20 protein-coding genes and 1 riboswitch are annotated in these 19560 nt (G+C 42.2%); of the genes, 15 read left to right on the top strand and 5 right to left on the bottom strand.

Features of this window, described 5'->3' with window-relative positions; genetic code table 11:
• Positions 1-202 precede the first annotated feature (202 nt).
• The 12 genes from sufC to DYE48_RS04850 all read left to right on the top strand — a co-directional run bounded on the left by sufC (position 203) and on the right by DYE48_RS04850 (position 13353).
• Positions 203-982: a Fe-S cluster assembly ATPase SufC gene (gene sufC / locus DYE48_RS04910; RefSeq protein ID WP_089654165.1), complete on the top strand. Its 780-nt coding sequence runs from the start codon at positions 203-205 to the stop codon at positions 980-982.
• 19 nt (positions 983-1001) lie between these two features.
• Complete coding sequence (gene sufD, locus DYE48_RS04905) at positions 1002-2309, top strand: Fe-S cluster assembly protein SufD (protein ID WP_115822656.1); 1308 nt, start codon at positions 1002-1004, stop codon at positions 2307-2309.
• Positions 2309-3529, top strand: coding sequence for a cysteine desulfurase (locus DYE48_RS04900; protein ID WP_115822655.1), 1221 nt, complete (start codon positions 2309-2311; stop codon positions 3527-3529). The genes sufD and DYE48_RS04900 overlap by 1 nt, the downstream gene beginning before the upstream one ends.
• On the top strand, positions 3519-3962 hold the full coding sequence (gene sufU, locus DYE48_RS04895) for a Fe-S cluster assembly sulfur transfer protein SufU (protein ID WP_115822654.1): 444 nt from the start codon (positions 3519-3521) through the stop codon (positions 3960-3962). Before DYE48_RS04900 ends, sufU begins: the two co-directional genes overlap by 11 nt.
• A gap of 32 nt (positions 3963-3994) precedes the next feature.
• On the top strand, positions 3995-5392 hold the full coding sequence (sufB, locus tag DYE48_RS04890; RefSeq protein ID WP_115822653.1) for a Fe-S cluster assembly protein SufB: 1398 nt from the start codon (positions 3995-3997) through the stop codon (positions 5390-5392).
• A 684-nt stretch (positions 5393-6076) separates the two neighbouring features.
• Positions 6077-6889: a sulfite exporter TauE/SafE family protein gene (locus tag DYE48_RS04880; protein ID WP_115822651.1), complete on the top strand. Its 813-nt coding sequence runs from the start codon at positions 6077-6079 to the stop codon at positions 6887-6889.
• Positions 6890-6900: 11 nt separating this feature from the next.
• Entirely contained in the window at positions 6901-8280 is a 1380-nt protein-coding gene (locus DYE48_RS04875) for a bifunctional metallophosphatase/5'-nucleotidase (protein ID WP_167449448.1), read from the top strand.
• A gap of 58 nt (positions 8281-8338) precedes the next feature.
• Positions 8339-8524 carry a hypothetical protein gene (locus tag DYE48_RS04870; protein WP_115822649.1) on the top strand — a complete coding sequence of 62 codons (186 nt, stop codon included), beginning with the start codon at positions 8339-8341 and terminating at the stop codon, positions 8522-8524.
• A 151-nt stretch (positions 8525-8675) separates the two neighbouring features.
• Positions 8676-9446, top strand: a complete 771-nt coding sequence (yunB, locus tag DYE48_RS04865; RefSeq protein WP_089654157.1) for a sporulation protein YunB — start codon at positions 8676-8678, stop codon at positions 9444-9446.
• Between the two features lie 54 nt (positions 9447-9500).
• Positions 9501-9684: riboswitch (Lysine riboswitch) on the top strand.
• 135 nt (positions 9685-9819) lie between these two features.
• The gene (locus DYE48_RS04860; RefSeq protein WP_115822648.1) at positions 9820-11373 is read left to right on the top strand and encodes a Na+/H+ antiporter NhaC family protein; all 1554 of its coding nucleotides are present in this window, start codon (positions 9820-9822) and stop codon (positions 11371-11373) included.
• 353 nt (positions 11374-11726) lie between these two features.
• Complete coding sequence (locus DYE48_RS04855) at positions 11727-13253, top strand: sodium-dependent transporter (RefSeq protein ID WP_115822647.1); 1527 nt, start codon at positions 11727-11729, stop codon at positions 13251-13253.
• 1 nt (position 13254) lies between these two features.
• Entirely contained in the window at positions 13255-13353 is a 99-nt protein-coding gene (locus tag DYE48_RS04850; protein WP_115822646.1) for a MetS family NSS transporter small subunit, read from the top strand.
• 34 nt (positions 13354-13387) lie between these two features.
• Here DYE48_RS04850 and DYE48_RS04845 read toward each other — a convergent pair whose 3' ends face one another.
• Positions 13388-14326 (bottom strand): M23 family metallopeptidase, encoded by a 939-nt coding sequence (locus tag DYE48_RS04845; RefSeq protein WP_115822645.1) that lies wholly within the window; start codon positions 14324-14326, stop codon positions 13388-13390.
• A 78-nt stretch (positions 14327-14404) separates the two neighbouring features.
• On the bottom strand, positions 14405-15034 hold the full coding sequence (locus DYE48_RS04840) for a YhcN/YlaJ family sporulation lipoprotein (RefSeq protein WP_089654152.1): 630 nt from the start codon (positions 15032-15034) through the stop codon (positions 14405-14407).
• Positions 15035-15169: 135 nt separating this feature from the next.
• Here DYE48_RS04840 and DYE48_RS04835 point away from each other — a divergent pair, with 135 nt between their 5' ends.
• The gene (locus DYE48_RS04835) at positions 15170-15445 is read left to right on the top strand and encodes a YutD family protein (protein WP_089654151.1); all 276 of its coding nucleotides are present in this window, start codon (positions 15170-15172) and stop codon (positions 15443-15445) included.
• Between the two features lie 42 nt (positions 15446-15487).
• Here the strand turns inward: DYE48_RS04835 and DYE48_RS04830 are convergent, their stop codons facing one another.
• Together DYE48_RS04830 and DYE48_RS04825 are read right to left on the bottom strand one after the other, a co-directional pair.
• Entirely contained in the window at positions 15488-15775 is a 288-nt protein-coding gene (locus DYE48_RS04830) for a cytosolic protein (protein ID WP_115822644.1), read from the bottom strand.
• Positions 15776-15831: 56 nt separating this feature from the next.
• Positions 15832-16098 carry a DUF3055 domain-containing protein gene (locus tag DYE48_RS04825; RefSeq protein ID WP_089654149.1) on the bottom strand — a complete coding sequence of 89 codons (267 nt, stop codon included), beginning with the start codon at positions 16096-16098 and terminating at the stop codon, positions 15832-15834.
• A 166-nt stretch (positions 16099-16264) separates the two neighbouring features.
• Here DYE48_RS04825 and hepT point away from each other — a divergent pair, with 166 nt between their 5' ends.
• Both hepT and DYE48_RS04815 read left to right on the top strand, forming a co-directional pair.
• Complete coding sequence (gene hepT, locus DYE48_RS04820; RefSeq protein ID WP_115822643.1) at positions 16265-16702, top strand: type VII toxin-antitoxin system HepT family RNase toxin; 438 nt, start codon at positions 16265-16267, stop codon at positions 16700-16702.
• Positions 16703-16723: 21 nt separating this feature from the next.
• Positions 16724-17512, top strand: a complete 789-nt coding sequence (locus tag DYE48_RS04815; protein WP_115822928.1) for a TIGR01457 family HAD-type hydrolase — start codon at positions 16724-16726, stop codon at positions 17510-17512.
• 35 nt (positions 17513-17547) lie between these two features.
• Here DYE48_RS04815 and DYE48_RS04810 read toward each other — a convergent pair whose 3' ends face one another.
• Positions 17548-19107, bottom strand: coding sequence for a hypothetical protein (locus DYE48_RS04810; protein WP_115822642.1), 1560 nt, complete (start codon positions 19105-19107; stop codon positions 17548-17550).
• Positions 19108-19560: the final 453 nt, after the last annotated feature.

The raw sequence follows: 19560 nt of genomic DNA, 5'->3' as shown, positions 1-19560 counted from the left end.
CTGATTTTTTCATGTTATAATACACATGAAAAATGTAGAAAATTGTTCGTTACATGTCCGGACTCTTGGCTTTAGTTAATGGGAAAAAGTTGATAACAAGCACTAAATGATATAAGATTGTAATGAGAATAAATTGAGAATAGTTCTTTGTTTCCGATCAACATGGACATTCTATAATAATAGATACTGGAGGTATTCATTTATGGCAGGATCAACGTTAGAAATCAAAGATCTTCATGTAGAAATCGAAGGTCAGGAAATCCTTAAAGGTGTAAATTTAACAATCAACGGTGGGGAATTCCACGCTGTTATGGGACCGAACGGAACTGGTAAATCTACACTGGCTTCCGCAATTATGGGTCACCCTAAATATGAAGTAACAAAAGGTGAAGTATTGCTTGATGGCGAAAACGTTCTTGAAATGGAAGTGGACGAACGAGCTCAAGCAGGTCTATTCCTTGCTATGCAATATCCTAGTGAAATCAGTGGTGTAACAAACTCTGACTTCCTGCGTTCTTCTATTAATGCTCACCGTGAAGAAGGCGATGAAATCTCTCTTATGAAGTTCATCAAAGAGATGGATGCTAAGATGGATACGCTTGATATGGATAAAAACATGGCGCAGCGTTATCTTAACGAAGGTTTCTCCGGCGGTGAGAAAAAACGTAATGAAATCCTTCAATTAATGATGATTCAACCAGCGATTGCCATTCTAGATGAAATTGATTCAGGGCTTGATATCGATGCATTGAAAGTCGTTGCAAAAGGAATTAACGAAATGCGCAACGATGCTTTCGGCTGCTTGATCATCACTCACTACCAGCGTCTATTGAACTACATTACTCCTGATAAAGTACACGTTATGATGCAAGGACGTGTTGTCAAATCTGGTGGACCAGAACTTTCCCAGCGTCTGGAAGCGGAAGGTTATGACTGGATTAAACAGGAACTTGGCATCGAAGACGAAACCGTTAACGCGTAATTAAGATAGGAGGGTAATCATGACAGTAGAAGTCTCACTACCATATGACAAAGAGTACATCTCACAATTCTCCCAAGGGCAGAATGAGCCTGAATGGATGAAGAACCTTCGTCTTAGCGCCCTGGAGAAATCGGAATCTTTACCGCTTCCGAAACCAGATAAAACGAATATCTCCAAATGGAACTTCACAGAGTTCGACCATCACGTAACAGGTGATCGTATTGAATCTCTTGATGAACTTCCAGATGAAATCAAAGATTTCTTAGATGAAGAAAAAGAACAGCAAAACCTGGTCATTCAGCGTAACCATACAGTGGCTTACGGAACCATTGATCAAAAATTGAAAGATCAAGGGGTCATCTTCACAGATATCGGTACGGCACTTAGAGAGCACAGTGAATTGGTAGAGAAGTATTACATGAACGATGCCGTTCACATGGACGAGCATCGTTTGACAGCTCTTCATGCAGCTCTTATGAACGGAGGGGTTTTCCTTTACGTTCCAAAAAATGTGCAAATAGAGGATCCTATTCAGGCGATTTTCTGGCAGGAAGATCCAAAAGCTTCCTTGATCAACCACATTTTAGTCGTAGCTGAAGAGAATAGCTCTGTGACGTATGTAGAGAACTATATTTCTCACAATAAAGAAGAAAAAACTTCCGCGAACATTGTGACAGAAGTCATCGCTAAAGATGGAGCGAAAGTATCCTTCGGCGCGGTCGACAACTTTGAAGCGGGTACAACTGTATATGCCAATCGTCGTGGAGTCGCTTATCGTGATTCAGTCATTGAATGGGCCCTTGGTCAAATGAACGAAGGCGACACCGTTTCTGAAAACATCACACACTTGATTGGTGATAATTCACACTCTAATGCGAAAACCGTTGCTATTGGACGTGGAAAACAGAAGCAAAACTTCACAGCAAACATTACGCACTTCGGAAAAGGCTCTGACGGTTATATTCTTCAACACGGAGTGATGAAGGATAAGGCTTCTGCTATTTTCAATGGAATCGGTAAGATTGAACATGGGGCAAGCAAGTCTAATGCCGAGCAGGAGTCACGTGTTCTTATGCTGAGCAGCGACGCACGTGGGGACGCAAACCCGATTCTTCTCATTGATGAAGATGACGTAACAGCGGGACACGCTGCATCGGTTGGACGTGTGGACCCGATTCAACTGTATTACTTGATGAGCCGTGGAATTTCCAAGTTTGAAGCTGAGCGTTTAATCATTCATGGATTCCTTGCGCCAGTAGTAAACCAATTGCCTGTTGAAGCTGTAAAACGCCAATTACAACAAGTGATTGAAAGGAAAGTATATTAATGGATGTAAAAGCGGTACGCGACGAATTTCCTATTCTACACCAGGAAGTAAATGGACATCCGCTCGTGTATTTGGATTCATCAGCGACTTCTCAGAAGCCGATCAAGGTGATTGAAAAGCTTGATGAGTACTATCGCGGATACAACTCTAATGTCCATAGAGGTGTACACACGCTTGGCACAAGAGCGACAGACGAGTATGAAGGTGCCCGTGAGAAAGTGAGACGCTTCATTAATGCGTCCAGCTCCCAAGAAGTCATCTTTACGCGTGGGACAACAACAGCCATCAATACCGTTGCAGCAAGCTACGGTCGGGCGAACTTGCGTGAAGGTGATGAGGTTGTCATCACTCCAATGGAACACCACAGCAACATTATCCCTTGGCAGCAGATTGTTAAGGAAACAGGAGCTACTTTGAAGTATATTCCATTGCAATCTGATGGCACGATTCTTTTAGAAGATGTTCAAAAGACAGTAACATCTAAAACGAAAATTGTTGCCGTCATGCACGTGTCGAATGTTCTAGGAACGATCAATCCGGTGAAAGAGATTGCACAAATTGCTCATAACCAAGGAGCAGTCATGCTTGTTGATGGTGCTCAAAGTGCTCCTCACATGAAGATCGATGTTCAAGACTTGGACGCTGATTTTTATGCGTTTTCAGGTCATAAGATGTGCGGCCCAACTGGAATCGGAGTTTTATATGGAAAAAAGGCGCTTCTTGAAAAAATGGAGCCTGTCGAGTTTGGTGGAGAAATGATCGACTTCGTTAACCTTTATGATTCGACATGGAAAGAACTGCCCTGGAAGTTTGAAGGCGGAACACCCATTATTGCCGGAGCTGTCGGCCTAGGTGCAGCCATTGATTTTCTTACGGACATTGGTTTGGATGAAATCAAAGAGCATGAAGAGAAACTGGCTTCTTATGCCATGCAAGAAATGAATAAAGTTGATGGCATGACCATTTATGGTCCAGAGCATCGAGCAGGTCTTGTCACTTTCAATCTTTCAGATGTTCACCCTCACGATCTTGCTACGGTATTAGACGCTGAAGGAATTGCTGTACGTGCAGGGCACCACTGTGCTCAGCCGTTGATGCGTTGGTTGGAAGTGTCAGCGACGGCAAGAGCAAGTTTTTACTTGTATAATAATGAAGAAGATATAGATCGACTTGTTGCAGGATTACAAACAACAAAGGAGTATTTTGGCGATGTCTTTTAATAATTTAGATACGCTATATCGTCAAGTCATCATGGACCATTATAAAAATCCGCGTAATCGCGGGTCGATTGACGGGAACCCTATGACGGTTGATATGAATAATCCAACGTGTGGGGATCGCATTCAGCTTCAGTTGTTAATTGAAGATGGTCATGTCCAAGAAGCTAAGTTTGATGGAGAAGGTTGTTCCATCAGTCTTTCATCTGCTTCCATGATGACGCAGGCTATCAAAGGGAAGCCCGTTGACGAAGCACTGAAAATGTCTGAACTCTTTTCTGAACTCATGCAAGGCAATGATGTTGATGAAGGAGATATTGACCTGGGTGACATTGAAGCTCTACAAGGGGTTTCAAAGTTCCCGGCTCGTATCAAATGTGCGACACTAGCCTGGAAAGCGATGGAAAAGGGTGTCGATGAAGAGAAACAAGACTAAGCTTTTGTCAATACCAAAAGGAGGTATGTAACATGGCCAAAAAAGCGCCAGAAGTGGGAGAGTACCAATACGGATTCCACGAAAAAGATGTTTCGATTTTCCGTACGCAAAAGGGTTTGACGAAAGAAGTCGTTGAACAGATCTCCAACTATAAAGAAGAACCAAAATGGATGCTCGACTTCCGTCTGAAGTCTCTTGAGCAGTTTTATAAAATGCCAATGCCACAGTGGGGTGGCGATCTTTCAGAGCTTAACTTTGATGACATTACGTACTATGTGAAACCATCAGAGCGTTCTGAACGATCCTGGGATGAAGTTCCCGAAGAAATCAAGAACACCTTCGATCGTCTTGGGATTCCTGAAGCAGAACAGAAGTATCTTTCTGGTGTTTCAGCTCAATATGAATCTGAAGTTGTTTATCACAACATGGAGAAGGATCTTGAAGACTTGGGTGTTATATTCAAGGATACGGACTCTGCTCTTAAAGAGAATGAAGACATTTTCAAAGAGTACTTCGGTAAGGTCATCCCTCCATCCGATAACAAGTTCTCTGCACTAAACTCAGCGGTTTGGTCCGGAGGTTCCTTCATTTATGTACCGAAAGATACGAAAGTTGAAACGCCTTTGCAAGCGTACTTCCGTATCAACTCGGAGAATATGGGGCAATTTGAGCGTACTTTGATCATTGCTGACGAAGGCTCTTCTGTTCACTACGTAGAAGGCTGTACAGCACCAACGTACTCTTCAAGCTCTCTGCACAGTGCCGTTGTAGAAATCTTTGTTAAGGATAACGCCTATTGCCGTTATACCACGATTCAAAACTGGGCGAACAACGTGTACAACCTTGTAACAAAACGTGCCGTTGCAGAGTCCAATGCTACAATGGAATGGGTCGACGGAAACCTTGGTTCCAAATTGACGATGAAGTATCCTGCTGTGCTTCTTAAAGGTGAAGGAGCGCGTGGTATGACGCTTTCCATCGCTCTAGCTGGTAAAGGACAGCATCAGGATGCCGGTGCTAAAATGCACCACTTGGCACCGAACACTTCTTCTACGATCGTTTCTAAATCCATCTCTAAACATGGTGGTAAAGTAACGTATCGAGGAATTGTTCAATTCGGTCGAAAAGCCGAAGGTGCTCGTTCCAATGTTGAGTGTGATACGCTCATCATGGATAATGAGTCCACATCCGATACGATTCCTTACAATGAAATCATGAATGAGAACATCTCTCTTGAACACGAAGCGAAAGTTTCTAAAGTGTCAGAAGAGCAGTTGTTCTACTTGATGAGCCGCGGTATTTCTGAAGAAGAAGCTACAGAAATGATCGTGATGGGCTTCATTGAGCCGTTCACAAAAGAGCTCCCAATGGAGTATGCCGTGGAAATGAACCGTCTAATCAAATTTGAAATGGAAGGTTCCATCGGTTAATAAAAGGAATAAAGCCGTGCAGATATCATCTGCACGGCTTTTTCATCGTGGGCCGGTGTTCCCGGGGTTCGTTGCCCTGTTTGGCGTCAGGGGTGGCTGGGAAGCTACTCGCTTTCCTGTGGGGGAGTGCCGAGCTTCCTCGGACTGCGTCCTCCGGGATCTCGCCTATCTCCTTTCTCCCACGGGAGTCTCGCAGCTTCCCAACCACCCCATTAGATGAGTGTGAAAAACGAACCCACTATACTTAGAAGAAGCGTCTTCCAACTTCCTTGTCCAGGAGTCATAAAGCACGCTGGAACAGCATTTCAATGGGGAGGCCATAGAGTTCTGCATTTCGACAGAGATTGGGAACTTTGTTATTTGTGGTAGTGGTTTCGAGATCCTTATATGAAAGGGGCGGAGGGGAATGGCGAGACTCCTGCGGGAAAAAAGTGCATGGTGAGACCTCACAGGACGCAGTCCGAGGAGGCTCACCGCGCTCCCGCGGAAAGCGAGCTATTCTCCGCAGCCCCCATCCACTCAACAAAATTCTCGAAACTGAGTCTTCCACGATCGGGAGCTTATGTGAGTTTAACAGCGCCTATTTTGTTGCTCTTGTTTGATCCTCCATTCCAGGCAAGATGTTTTATGAATACAAAACATGATACTATAATATTATCTATTAAGAGTTAAGGAAGATTCGATATGTTTTTGGTTATGTTTTTGATCGGTTTAATCACAGCCCTAGTCGGTAGTGTGGCAGGCCTTGGAGGAGGCGTTATTTTAGTTCCTGTTCTCCTGTTTTTAGGTGATCATTTTGCTTCCTTCGATTGGGTAAACCCCCAGGCAATCGTGGGGATTTCTTTAGTTGTGATGATTTTTACAGGGATGTCTTCAGCCATCTCGTACATGAAGCACAACCGTGTGGATACAGGAATTGGACTAGTTTTTTTGATTGGCAGCATTCCGGGAGGCATTTTAGGCTCTTGGCTGAATCAATTTTTTGAAACGGATGGTTTCTCTCTTTTCTTTGGAATTGTTATGATTGCGGTTTCTTTACTGTTTTTCATTCCGCGGAGACCATCAGGTCATTCCTTATTTAAAACAGGTATGTCTAGAGAGAAAACAGTGGACGGGAAAGTGTATAAGTACCGGATGCCTTTTTGGGTTGGGTTTATCTTATCGTTTTGCGTAGGAATGTTATCTGGTTTATTAGGCATAGGTGGAGGATCTTTAATGGTCCCAGCTATGATTTTACTATTGAACATCCCCCCTCATATTGCAACAGCGACTTCTATGTTTATGATTTTTTTTGCAAGCATAACAAGCTCTGCGACCCATGTTCTTTTAGGGCATGTGGATTGGAGTCATACGCTCTGGTTTATTCCAGGAGCCTACTTAGGAGGAACACTTGGAGCATGGGTCAATCGACGCCTTGATGGACAAGTCGTGGAGAGATTTCTGAGGGTACTGCTCGTATTGATTGGCATACGTTTAATTTGGCAAGGTTTAGGGTGAGGAGACTGATGATGAAGGAAAAATTATACTTTTATTATACAAGCGATCTGCACAGTCACTTTGAAAATTGGCCACAAATCGTCGGGTATTTTAACGAAAAGAAAAAGAAACACGAGAAAAAAGGGGAAGAGTACTGGCTTTTTGATAATGGAGACCATGTCGATCGTTTTCATCCGATCGCTGAGGGCTTGATGGGGAAGGGCAATGTTGAGTTATTAAATGAAGCTGGATATGATGTAGCAACGATCGGCAACAATGAAGGCATTACTTTAGCGAGTGAAGATCTTCACTCCTTATACGATCATGCAACTTTTCGTGTCGTTTGTGCCAATTTGGATTGTAAGAGCTCCTCTTCACCTGCTTGGTTAAAGCCCTACCACATTCTTGAGTCCAAATATGGGACGAAAATCGGCGTATTAGGTTTGACTGCACCATTTCAAGCGTTTTACCAGCAATTAGGGTGGGATGTGCTCTCGCCATTCGATATATTGGATGGGATAATTGAAGAGTTGAGAAATCAAGCGGATATCATTATCTTACTATCACACCTTGGTATTAATGAAGACGAAGAAATCGCGAGGCGTTATTCAGACATTGATATTATTATCGGGGGCCACACGCACCACCTTTTTAAGAATGGTGAATATATTGATGGTGCCTTGTTGACAGCAGCAGGTAAACACGGGACGCATCTCGGTGAAGTTGCTGTGGAATGGAACATCGATACGCGCCATCTAGAGAAGAAAGAGGCCTATGCCATACCAACGGAACAACTGAAAAAAGATGATGGAGTCACAAAAAAAGTCAAAGAGATTCGTTCTAAAGCTGTTCATGAACTAGGCACTCCCGTAGCTTATCTCCGGGAACCTCTGCACATTGCATGGTTTCATGACACCCCGCTTATGAACCGCTTGACTGAACAATTACGCTTATGGACATCGGCGGATATAGCGATGTTAAATGCAGGTGTGCTCCTCGACCATTTATCCGCTGGGGAAATTACTTATGAAGATATTCATCGCATTTGTCCACACCCGATGAACCCCTGTCTTGTGGAATTGAGAGGGGATGAGCTGATGGAAGTGATACGAGCTGCTCATACGAAAGAACTTACGGAAATAAGGCTGAAAGGCTTTGGCTTTAGAGGTGAAGTGATTGGGAAGATGGTTTTTGCAGGTATTGACATAGAAATGGATGATGATGGAGAAGAACATGTAAAGCATGTCACTTTTGCTGGTGAACCGATTGATTATGATCGTACGTATCGGTTTGCTACAGCGGACACATTTACGTTTGGCCGATTCTTTCCTGAAATCGCCTATTCCAAGACAAAGAAATATTTTATGCCGGAACTATTGCGAGACCTTTTATCTGAAGCACTTAAGTCATAACACTGGGAGCTACCTTTGTAGGTAGCTCTCTTACATAACGGATTGTAAGGAGTTTATTATGAGAGTCGTTGCAACAAATTCTCTAGTACCCGGAGCTGTATTAGCTAAAACCATATACAATGAAAGCGGTCAAGCGCTCCTCCAACAAGGTGTAGCTTTTACACCGCGGATCATTGAACGGTTAAAAAGCTTTGATATTACTTATGTGTATATAGAAGATGGACGTGAAGCGATCGTCCCATAGTAAGGGAAATAAAAAGAGATGGTACAAGAGGAAGAGACATCGACTTGTCCAAAGAATTGAATATCCTGATCAAGAATTGTCATCTGACATCGGTAAGTTGATGCTTAAACCCTTCTTTTCTTTCATATAGATAGATGAGGAGGGTTGTTCTATGCCAAAAAAGAGTGCGACTACTGGTTCCACGATCGGAAAAAGGATTGTGCTTAGTCTGCTGTTTTTCGCCCTTTTCACAGCGTTAAGCCTTTGGTTCATTAACCGAGGTGTGACTCCGGCGCTCGTTGAAATTGCTGAAACAAAAGCTCAACAGCTGGCTAGGGATGCCATTAATGAAGCAGTCAGTAAAACGATCGCAGAAGATCTACAATTTAATGACCTTGTGAATATGGAAAAAGATAACCAAGGAAATATTGTTTATATGGGATGGAACTCTGTAGTTGTTAACCGCGCACTTCGTGATACGACCATACGTGTTCAGAACTTTTTAAAAAGGATGGAGCTTGGCGAGCTTCCGATGGAGGATACTTCTTTGGAGCCGAATATTGATCCCGATCGCACACAGGAGGAATTAGGAGAACAACCAGCAACACTTATTGAACTTCCTATTGGGGTAGCAACAAACAACAGTTTACTAGCGAACCTTGGGCCAAAAGTTCCTGTTCAACTTAGAGTGATTGGAGACGTTCAATCAGAAGTCGATATCAAGATGACGGAATATGGGATTAACGCTGCTTTATTTGAATTGACGATTCATTTTGAAGTGAATGTCCGGATTGTTATTCCATTTTCTACAGAAACAACTGTCGTAACGAATAATATTCCTATTGATCAAGCTACCATCCTAGGTAAAGTTCCTAATTTTTATGGTGGTATGGGAGGGGAAGGGGATCCATCATTTTCCTATCCAATGGAACCCTTGCAATAAATGCTTGGAATTGTTAAAATTACTGAGAATTGAATATGCGTGACCTTATCAGATCGGTGAGGTAGAGGTGCAAACACCATCAGTAATCAATTGGAGCGAGACAAGCGACGATGATTGATGGAAGGGGATGTTTGCCGAAGTGTTTTGTAGTTCGTCAAACTATAAGACGCTGGTGTATATCTGAACAAGAGATACACTGTCATGCATGCTTTTGGGTGCATGGGGCGCTACTGATCGAAATGGAGGATAATCAAATTGCCACTTACAAAGGCGATGGTAGGTTATTTTCTATCATTGTCTTTTTTTATTCCTCATTTTTATCCGCAGTAGCCTTCCAATCCCGTTACATCAAGATTTACGGAGGGGAAACATCATGGAAGGAACCATCTATTCTTTAATTCCAGCAGTATTAATGTTAATCCTTGTTCTGCTGACAAGGAAAGTCATCCTATCCTTAGGGATTGGGATCATCGTAGGAGCATTCCTGCTCACACAAATGGATATTGGCGGAGGACTAGCGTTAATCTGGTCGATTTTCGCAAACATCTTCGTCAGTGAAGGCGCACTGAATATGGGCAACATTTATTTGTTATCATTTCTATTCTTATTAGGAATTACCACTGCCTTCATGACAGCATCAGGAGGAAGTCGTGCGTTTGGTCGTTGGGCTGTCGAACGTATTCGCACGAGAAAAGGGGCAACACTTGTTCCGGCGCTTTTGGGAATCATCATCTTTATTGATGATTACTTCAATGCACTGGCTGTAGGACAAGTAGCGCGCCCTGTAACCGATCGATATAAAGTATCCCGGGCAAAATTGGCGTATTATATCGATTCCACATCGGCTCCGATTACTGTTATTTCACCTATTTCCAGCTGGGGAGCTTATATTATTGGAACGATCGGAAGTATCCTGGCTGCGAATGAAATCACACAGTATCAAGCTTTTGAAGCATTTGTGTTAATGATTCCAGCAAATCTCTATGTGTTTGCGGCGTTATTGCTCGTATTCTTGACGATTTACTTAAGATTGGATCTTGGTCCGATGAAAGTTCATGAGAAACGAGCCATTGAAACAGGAGAATTGAACAACCCTGAAAAAAGGGACGTTCCTGGTGATTTGAATGATGAATTCAAGGAGCATAACCATGGGAAGATCTCTCATCTGATTTGGCCTATCTTTGCTCTTGTTGTCGGAACTGTGTTAACAATGGTCATCACAGGAATGCGCAACACAGAAGGCAGTGTCGATCTTCTCTCCATCTTTGCAAACACAAATGTGAATATCTCATTGTTCACAGGTGGAGTCGTTTCTGTTGTTGTTGCGCTTGTGCTGTATATCAGTCAACCAAAACCTAAATCAGGAATTTCTCTCGTCTTTGGTCAAGGGATGAAAGCCATGTTACCAGCGATTTACATCTTGGTTTTTGCCTGGATGATCGGTGATATTATCGGCCAGCTTCAAACTGGTGAATATTTAGCCCAGCAATTTACTCAAGCAGATATCAACCTTGCCTATCTGCCTTTGATTATTTTCTTATTGTCTGGCTTCATGGCATTATCAACAGGTACATCTTGGGGAACATTCGGAATTATGCTTCCGATTGCAGGAGAAATCGCGGCAGTATCCGACCCTACACTGATTTTGCCGGCACTGTCAGCAGTACTCGCTGGATCTGTGTTTGGTGACCACTGTTCACCGATATCCGATACGACAATTCTTTCCTCGACAGGGGCAGGATCGAACCACATTGATCACGTACTCACACAGCTCCCTTATGCCCTTATCGCTGCAGGAGCTGCTTCCATCGGTTATGTTATCTTAGGCTTGTCTGGTGGAGTGTGGCTGCCATTGTTGATGACGTTGATTATTGTCACATTTGTAGCGTTCATTATTCACAAGTTTAATCGGCAGCCAACGGAGTAAAATAAAAAGGAATACTTTGTGGGAGAGTATGGAACGTGCAAATCCATACTCTCTTTTTTTGTCATCATCTCCCCATTCAAAAATTCTTTACATAGGCTGATTGTTGAAGACTCAGTTTCGTGACTTACAAAGTCCTGCCATATAGTATATATCGTGTATGATAAAAACATATTAATCCATATTATGGTAGTACATTTTACTCAAGGCTTTTAACTCCCCTTCCAATTTCTGAAAATTTAAAAATTATTTTGACAAGCTGTGCATTGCTAGTTATAATTTAAAGCAGAATAATCAGAAAAATAAAAATTAAAAAACATCTTTTTTAGGATGTTTAACTCAGGGAGGTCTTTCGCATGGAAAATCGTGCACAATGGGGAACACGAGCCGGTTTCATACTGGCAGCCGTCGGTTCAGCCATCGGTTTAGGTAACATCTGGCGTTTCCCGGCAGTAGCTTATGAAAATGGTGGTGGGGCATTTTTCATTCCTTATTTATTTGCTCTGTTAACAGCGGGTATTCCGCTACTTGTTATGGAATTCACCATCGGCCACAAATTTAGAGGGTCAGCACCACTTTCATTCTTCAGAATGAACCGTAAAACAGAATGGCTTGGCTGGTGGGCAGTACTTGTATCATTTGTTATTTCAACATATTATGCCGTCATTATTGCCTGGGCAATTTCATACAGTTTCTTTGCATTCAACCTTTCATGGGGTGATGACACAGAAGGCTTTTTGTTTAGCGATTATTTGCAATTATCCGTAGATCCTGGTCAGACAGGAAGCCTTGTACCTGGTGTTCTTATTCCACTTCTTATCGTTTGGTTGATTACTCTTGGGGTCCTTTTCAAAGGAGTCAAAAAAGGGATTGAAGCGGCAAACAAAATCTTTATCCCTACATTGGTTGTCCTTTTCATAATTATTGTCATCCGGGCGATCACTCTTCCGGGGGCGGCAGAAGGTCTTCAGACTTTCTTTGCTCCAGACTTTAGTGCAATTGCTAATAGTTCCGTGTGGGTAGCGGCCTATGGTCAAATTTTCTTCAGTTTATCGATCGCCTTTGCGATTATGATTACGTACTCCAGTTACCTACCGAAGAAATCGGACTTAACGAACAATGCGTTCATTGCTGGCTTCGGTAATTCAAGCTTTGAACTATTAGCTGGTATAGGAGTGTTTGGTGCATTAGGATTTATGGCTTCCCAGAGCGGCGTACCCGTGAGTGAAGTCGTTAGTGGCGGGGTAGGACTTGCGTTTGTGGTATTCCCGCAAATCATCAATGAATTCCCTGCACTGAATGGATTATTCGGTTTCCTATTCTTCGCATCATTAGTATTAGCCGGACTATCTTCGTTAATCTCTATTTCAGAAACATACGTAGCTGCTCTGAGCGAAAAATTTGGACTTTCAAGAAAAGCTGCTGTAGGACTTGGTGGTGGACTTGCAGCTGTTATTTCCTTGCTTTTCGCGACACAAGGGGGACTTTATCTCCTTGATGCTGCTGATTACTTCATTAACCAATTCGGAGTGGCGTTCGTCGGCCTTGTTGAAGTCGTGGTTATTGCTTGGTTCTTACGTAACCTCAATGACTTCCAAACTCATGCGAACGGTATTTCTGATCTCCGCCTTGGTGGATGGTGGAAGGTCTGTCTTGGTATCATCACACCAATTGTTCTTGGATTTATGATGTTTGGCTTATTCAAGAAGAACCTTCTTAAAGAGTTCGATACAGAAACAGGGAACTACGAAGGATATGCGGATGGATTTATTTTATTCGGCGGCTGGTTCGTGGCAGCCTTCGCCATTGTCTTCGGCTTCTTGATGACATTGAAGCGTTGGGATTCAAAAGCCGTTGAAGAGGTAAAAAAGGAGGTAAGCTAATATGACAGCTGGTGCAGTGACAATGATGATTATCGGAATGCTCGTGATATGGGGCGGCCTGGCTGCCAGTATTACGAATGCCGTAAAAAAATCAAAATAACAAGAAAAGCGTCGCACAATGAAGTGCGGCGCTTTTAATTTTTTGTCATCCTTTCCCACTTCCTCAGAAAAGGGTAAGGATCAAAGGACCATTCATTTTTTCCATTATCTTGATACATCCCGTAATGAAGATGTGGAGGGAATTTTCCGGATGTTCCAGGAGGTCCATATCCAGAAGCTCCTACCGATCCAATTACATCACCAGGTTGTACGATGTCCCCCACTTTAATATCTTCTGAAAAGCTATGCAAATGGGCGTAATAATGGTAAATGTTATAAATATCCCGAATTCCAATCCGCCAACCACCAAACTTATTCCAGCCTTTCATCTCTACAACTCCATAAGTTGTAGATTTAACGGGAACGCCGTAATTAGCGAAAATATCCGTGCCTTCATGAATGCGTCTTCCTCCAAAGCCTCGAGCATCCCCCCATGTACTTCTATAACTGTAATTTGCCTGAAGGGGGAGGGGGAAGTCACGGTTTGTCAAATTAACGGTCTGAAATTTTTTGAATACTCTTGCTGTATTCATAATGGTTTGAACGGTAAGGTCTCTCTTGTAATAATTCCAAAGGGCGATTTTAATATCATCACTCGTGGTACCGTAGGACTTCAAGTATGTGCCTATCGAATATAACACGTCTTCGTCATTATCCAACTGAATCTTTTGATCACCATCTCCATCTGAACCCCAGCCTTCCGGGAAGAATGTTGAGGGCATTTCTCCAGCAGAACCAGTCCAGAACATCGGATCCGCTTCAATAGCAGTAACCCGCCCCTCTTTAGGATCGTCATGAACTTGCCTTTCGTATTGATCGATAGCCGCCAGATACTCCCAGGGGATATCAGTAATAGCTGAAGTTTTCTTATATAATGCCATTCGTGCATCGCTCTCTTCATCTGCATGTATGGAACCTGCAGAGAAAAGTACGCACATGCTAAGACATAAGATCATTGAACCGATGTATTTCATAAACTCACCTTCAATGTTTTGATATCTTTAGCATGAGGCAGGCATGCTTTTGTTATGAATGGAAAAATTGGGGTGATGTCAGTTTTCCATCCCGGTTTCTTCTTCTGTATTCATATTTGGTCCAACATCCGGTTGTTGAGGGTTGGATTCCTCGACTTTTCCTTGTGGTGACTTCTTCATTTTTTTGATGATGCTGTCGATCGTATCGTTATACCCTTGATCATACACGGTGGAATTACTTAAACTTTGAATATCTCCAAAGGAAGCAGGATTGTCAGAGACATACACATGGTAAAAGCTTGGGACTAAAGAATAAGCCGTCTTCTGAACCATATCGGCCGCTGATTCTCGATCGGTGTCGTCTGCTTTTTTGTACGCGACGAGCACTTCATTATCCGTAACTACTGTGGCTACGTCTTCGAATTGATCATAGCGGAGAATCATCCGGGAAATCATATCCGCCATTTCTTCACGATTGACTTTGATTTCACGATGTTCTTCAGCATCTTGATTTAATTGATCTTTGTTAAAGCGCACATAACCAACTTGCCCATCTTTTGGCTTCTCGTTATATCCGTCCATGGCATTGCCATTCAACGTGTCATCATCCATCATATTCTTTGCTTGCTCTTCTTTTGTTTCCTGACATCCCGCAACAATGAGTGTGACAAGGGACAGTAGGGTGAATACTCTCCATATCTTTTTCATTATAGTTCCTCCTTCATGTAACTGTTTATAATCATTAGATTGAGCAGTTTTATCGGAAACATACTTTTTGCTTTTGTTGTATTTCCTAACATGTGAAAAAATGTGATACACTGAAAAAGGATAGAGGTGATACAAATGATTGAGCTGGCTGGGAAAACATATGAGATCCTGGAGGACTATCAAGAAGGCTTTCAACAAGAAGAAGTGGAAAGTCGTTTTAGTGATATCCTGAATAAATATGATTTTATCGTTGGAGATTGGGGTTATGGTCAATTACGTTTAAAAGGGTTTTATGATGATCAAAATTCCAAAGCAACGTTTGATACCAAAATCAGTACGCTTGAAGATTATTTGTATGAATACTGTAATTTCGGTTGTTCCTACTTTGTACTGAAAAGAATTCGTCAATAAGAAACGGCGCGCCAATCATCGCACGCCGTTTTTTGTTTTGTTTTAATGAGCTTCCTCAGAGGGCTTTACATTTTTATCTTTTTCATCATGAGTGGGGTGAGCACCATCCTCTTGACGAGGAAGATCCTGGTGGAGCCCTTTATTTTCATAATTAAAAGCACTGTAATATCGCTGCTCCTCGGTCCATGGCGCACTCTTATCATTGGTTACAGGTTCATATTTGTTTCTGGGTGCACCATAAGGCCCTTCAGGAAGTTGTTCGGGAGTCAAGTAATTACGTTGGGCTTCGACATTGGCAAAATCCGAATACTTACGTTTTTCTTTACCCATAAAAAAACCTCCTTCCGCATTATTTTTTGTCGAAGGAGGTTTTTTTATGCCCGTTCTCAGAGGAGATCAGGAAGGTAATTCCTTAATTCTTCTGCTTCCATTGCACTGAGTTGAAACATATGTTCCAAATGGCCGATTTCGTTGATGTTCTTATGATCAAGCAAGGCTTGACGGTTTTTTGGTAAGTTGATGACCATCGTTTGGTTTTGAAAATAATCGGCCTTCATGAGAGCAAGTTCAAAACGGTGACTACCTGCTGTGAATGAAACAAATCGAGTGCTTGTACTTTGAGTGACGTCTTCTAAAAGCGGACGTTGTGCCATGATGTAATCATCTCCTGTTCGTTGGTTTTATAATCCGCTACGAAAAAACTTTAGCAATAGTATGCCCGATTTTTATGAAATCAGACACTAAAAATCAGGCAGCGTGAGAGTAAGACTTTTATGGTATCATGAATGAAAAAGGTCATTTTTGTGGGAGGTTAACAAGATGTATTTTGTCAATCGAGAAAAAATTGAAGAGATTTTATCATATATGGAAAAGATACAAGAAGAAATGGCGGCACACTCTAATAAGCGTTTTGCAGACCAGCTTCTTTTAGAACGGATGACACACTTGAACATAGAAGCCATCATTGATGTTGGGAACATGATGATCGATGGTTTTATCATGAGAGACCCAGGAAGTTATGAAGATATTATAGACATCCTGACAGATGAAAAGGTATTACCTGAGGATGAGCAGGAAGCATACAAGCAGTTTGTTCAACTTAGAAAAATGATTGTACAACAATATACAGAAGTAGACCATGATCAAATCGTTAAAGTTTGGCAGGAACAAGAACACTCGTTACAAGCTTTCCCAAAACGTGTCCGTAATTACTTGGATAATGAGCTTGGACCCGTGTCTGCCTTTTCCAAAACCTGAGGAGTGTGTAAAGGTATGTACATGAAAGAATACAAAGGTTATCTCATTGATCTCGATGGAACCATGTACAAAGGCGCTGAACGAATTGAAGGAGCGTCAGAATTCGTCGATCACTTAAAAAAGAAAGACCTTCCATTTATGTATTTGACAAATAACTCTTCAAAAACCGTTGATCAAATTGCAGAGAAACTCAATCATATCGGAGTCCGTGCTAAGCCAGAGCAAGTTTATACGAGCAGTCTTGCAACAGCGGAGTATATAAGCAGTCAAAAAGAAAAAGCCCGCGTTTTTGCCATCGGTGAAGAAGGGTTATACGACGCTTTACGCCAAGAGAGCTTGGAATTGGTGCAAGAGGGAGCAGACTTCGTGGTGATTGGTATTGACCGGGAAATTAATTATGAGAAGCTGGCCTTGGCCTGTTTGGAAGTGAGGAATGGAGCTGCTTTCATAAGTACAAATGGAGACATTGCCATTCCTACAGAGCGGGGTCTTGTGCCAGGAAATGGAGCTTTGACATCCGTCATTTCTGTGAGTACCGGTGTGGAGCCAGTGTTTGTAGGTAAACCTGAGCCGTTAATTATGTCTCGGGCACTCAAACGGTTAGGTTATCATAAAGAGGATGTCTTAATGGTAGGGGACAATTACAACACAGATATTAAAGCTGGAATGACAGCTGGCATGGATACATTAATGGTGGAAACTGGTTTGAGTACGTTCGATGAAATCAAGGATAAGGAACACCAACCCACATATAAATGCAGAGATTTATTCCATTGGATCGAGCGTTTGAATTTTCATGAAAAGAAATAGACAAACGACCAGAGAATAGCTCTGGTCGTTTTTTTCTACATAAGGTATGGACCAAAAAAGACAGTTATGAACAGGATGTGCATCCCTATGAAATAGGTCAATTGGATAGGGGTGGACCAATCCTTTGAACGTGCCCCGGCCTTTAATATCCCGTAAGCAATTCCTGCAAAGCCAAGAAGAAACAATATAGGACTGCCTGGAAAACTTAAATACTCTGGAGCTCTAGCGAGAAGCGCATCCGAAAACATCGGATCCCTTGCTACAATGGCTGCCATTAAGTAAATGAGTATTCCTGTATAGAGAACCCAGGAACGGTCTTGGTCAAGAGCGTCGGCTTTCGAGAACATAATAAAAATCATGAATAGCAAAGGCCATAAGAACCAGAAGGTAGAGATGATTAGGGCAAATAACCCTGAGGAAAGCATACCAATAGTCTTTCCTGAAGCTAGCAACAAACCTTGTTTTGTTATCTGGTCGGCCCGTTCAATTACTTCAGGTTTGCTTGAAGCTAATAGTAGCTTATGACTCTCTCCTCCATTGTCTACCCATAAAACCGATTGTTCATTTAGTCTAACTGGAAAATTAGAAAATGAAGGCGTATTGCTTAATCGTGTTACTGTTGTAGCACTACTCTCACTGATGGTTGCTTGGTATATGTTAAATTGCAGGCCAGGCCGGAAAAGCGTGTCAGTCCAACCGTTTGCTTTAAAGAGGAGTACTGGTCCGTTCTCTGTATTATGAATGCTGAGATCAGATATTTCTTTCAGTTCATATGTGGAGTACGGATCTTGAAAATTCACTCTGTTCAGGTTAGGGTTTTCTCCAAAAGGAGCCTCTGCATAGTAATAGTAATTTTGTATTTTACCGGACTGACTTTGTTTTTGTATCGTTGTGACAAGCAATTGGTAACTGTCATTTTTGGTCGTAAATTGGATATCATTGACCTGTTCAGATTCTTTGACAGAGAACGTTGCTTCACCTAGTGGGGTTATGCTGTTCTTTTCCACCTGGTAGTATGTCAGTAAATTTCCTGAGGACGTCACTTCATCTGTCAATAAAAAAGTACCACTGTCTGTCTCTGCCATATGGACAGAGGCTTTCGGGTTTTCCAGTGACAAAAGCTCTTCACTAGCAGATTCATTTACGTCAAAGCTATAAATTTTATCCTCATTTCTGTAAAAAGCCCTGCTTTCGAGAGGATAAAAAGCTTGAAGGTCAGTGATTTTCTCCCCTGTCTCTTGATCGTACATACCATAATAATCGGCATGAATTACCTTGTTTTCACTTATGTAGAATTGAGTGAATTTATCGACAGGAATATCATATGAGTTTTGTTCCTTTATTTCATATTGATCATTGTAAATGTTTTGATGGATCCCCTTTTCGGTAAGAAAAGAAACGGATGGGTTTCCATCGTGGATGCCTACATTGGGTGGCCGTAAAACAGGAGTTGTTCCAATATCCAAGGCGCGGCTCCAACCCTCATCCGGCGGTTCAGTGACTTTTTGATAATTATGAGAAAACAGCAAGCTTACAGCGATTAGAACAATGATTGTAGGAAGCAGCCAAACTAACTTACCTCTCCAATTTTTCATCTATTGTATATCTCCTTCCTTTTTCTGCCTCTTCATGTAGTACGTACTAAGATTATAAAGGTTTCAGAAAAATAAAAATACGATAAGAAAAGAAGTCTGAAAAATCACATCCAGCTTATTTCAATTCATGTTCTTTATTAAGCTATATGGCAGTATTGTGGAAGACTCAGTTTCGAGACTTTTGTTGAGTGGATGGGGCTGCGGGGAATGAGTCGCTTTCCGCGGGAGCGCGGTGAGCCTCCTCGAGCTTCGCTCTGCGGGGTCTCACCAAGCACTTTTTTCCCGCAGGAGTCTCCCCATTCCCCTCCGCCCCTTTGCCTAATTAGTGTCTCGAAACCTCCTTCTCGAATAAGCAACAATCCAGCGATGGGAGTATAAGGATCAAATTCCCGTGCAGAGGTGTTTGAATCCTGAAAGCTTGATACTGAGCGCTTTATACTCCTAACAGTGGGA

This window comes from Halobacillus trueperi, from assembly GCF_003386945.1.
Classification (GTDB): domain Bacteria; phylum Bacillota; class Bacilli; order Bacillales; family Halobacillaceae; genus Halobacillus; species Halobacillus aidingensis.
The sequence above is the reverse complement of the archived record's forward strand: the minus strand, read 5'-3'. Positions and strand labels throughout refer to the sequence as shown.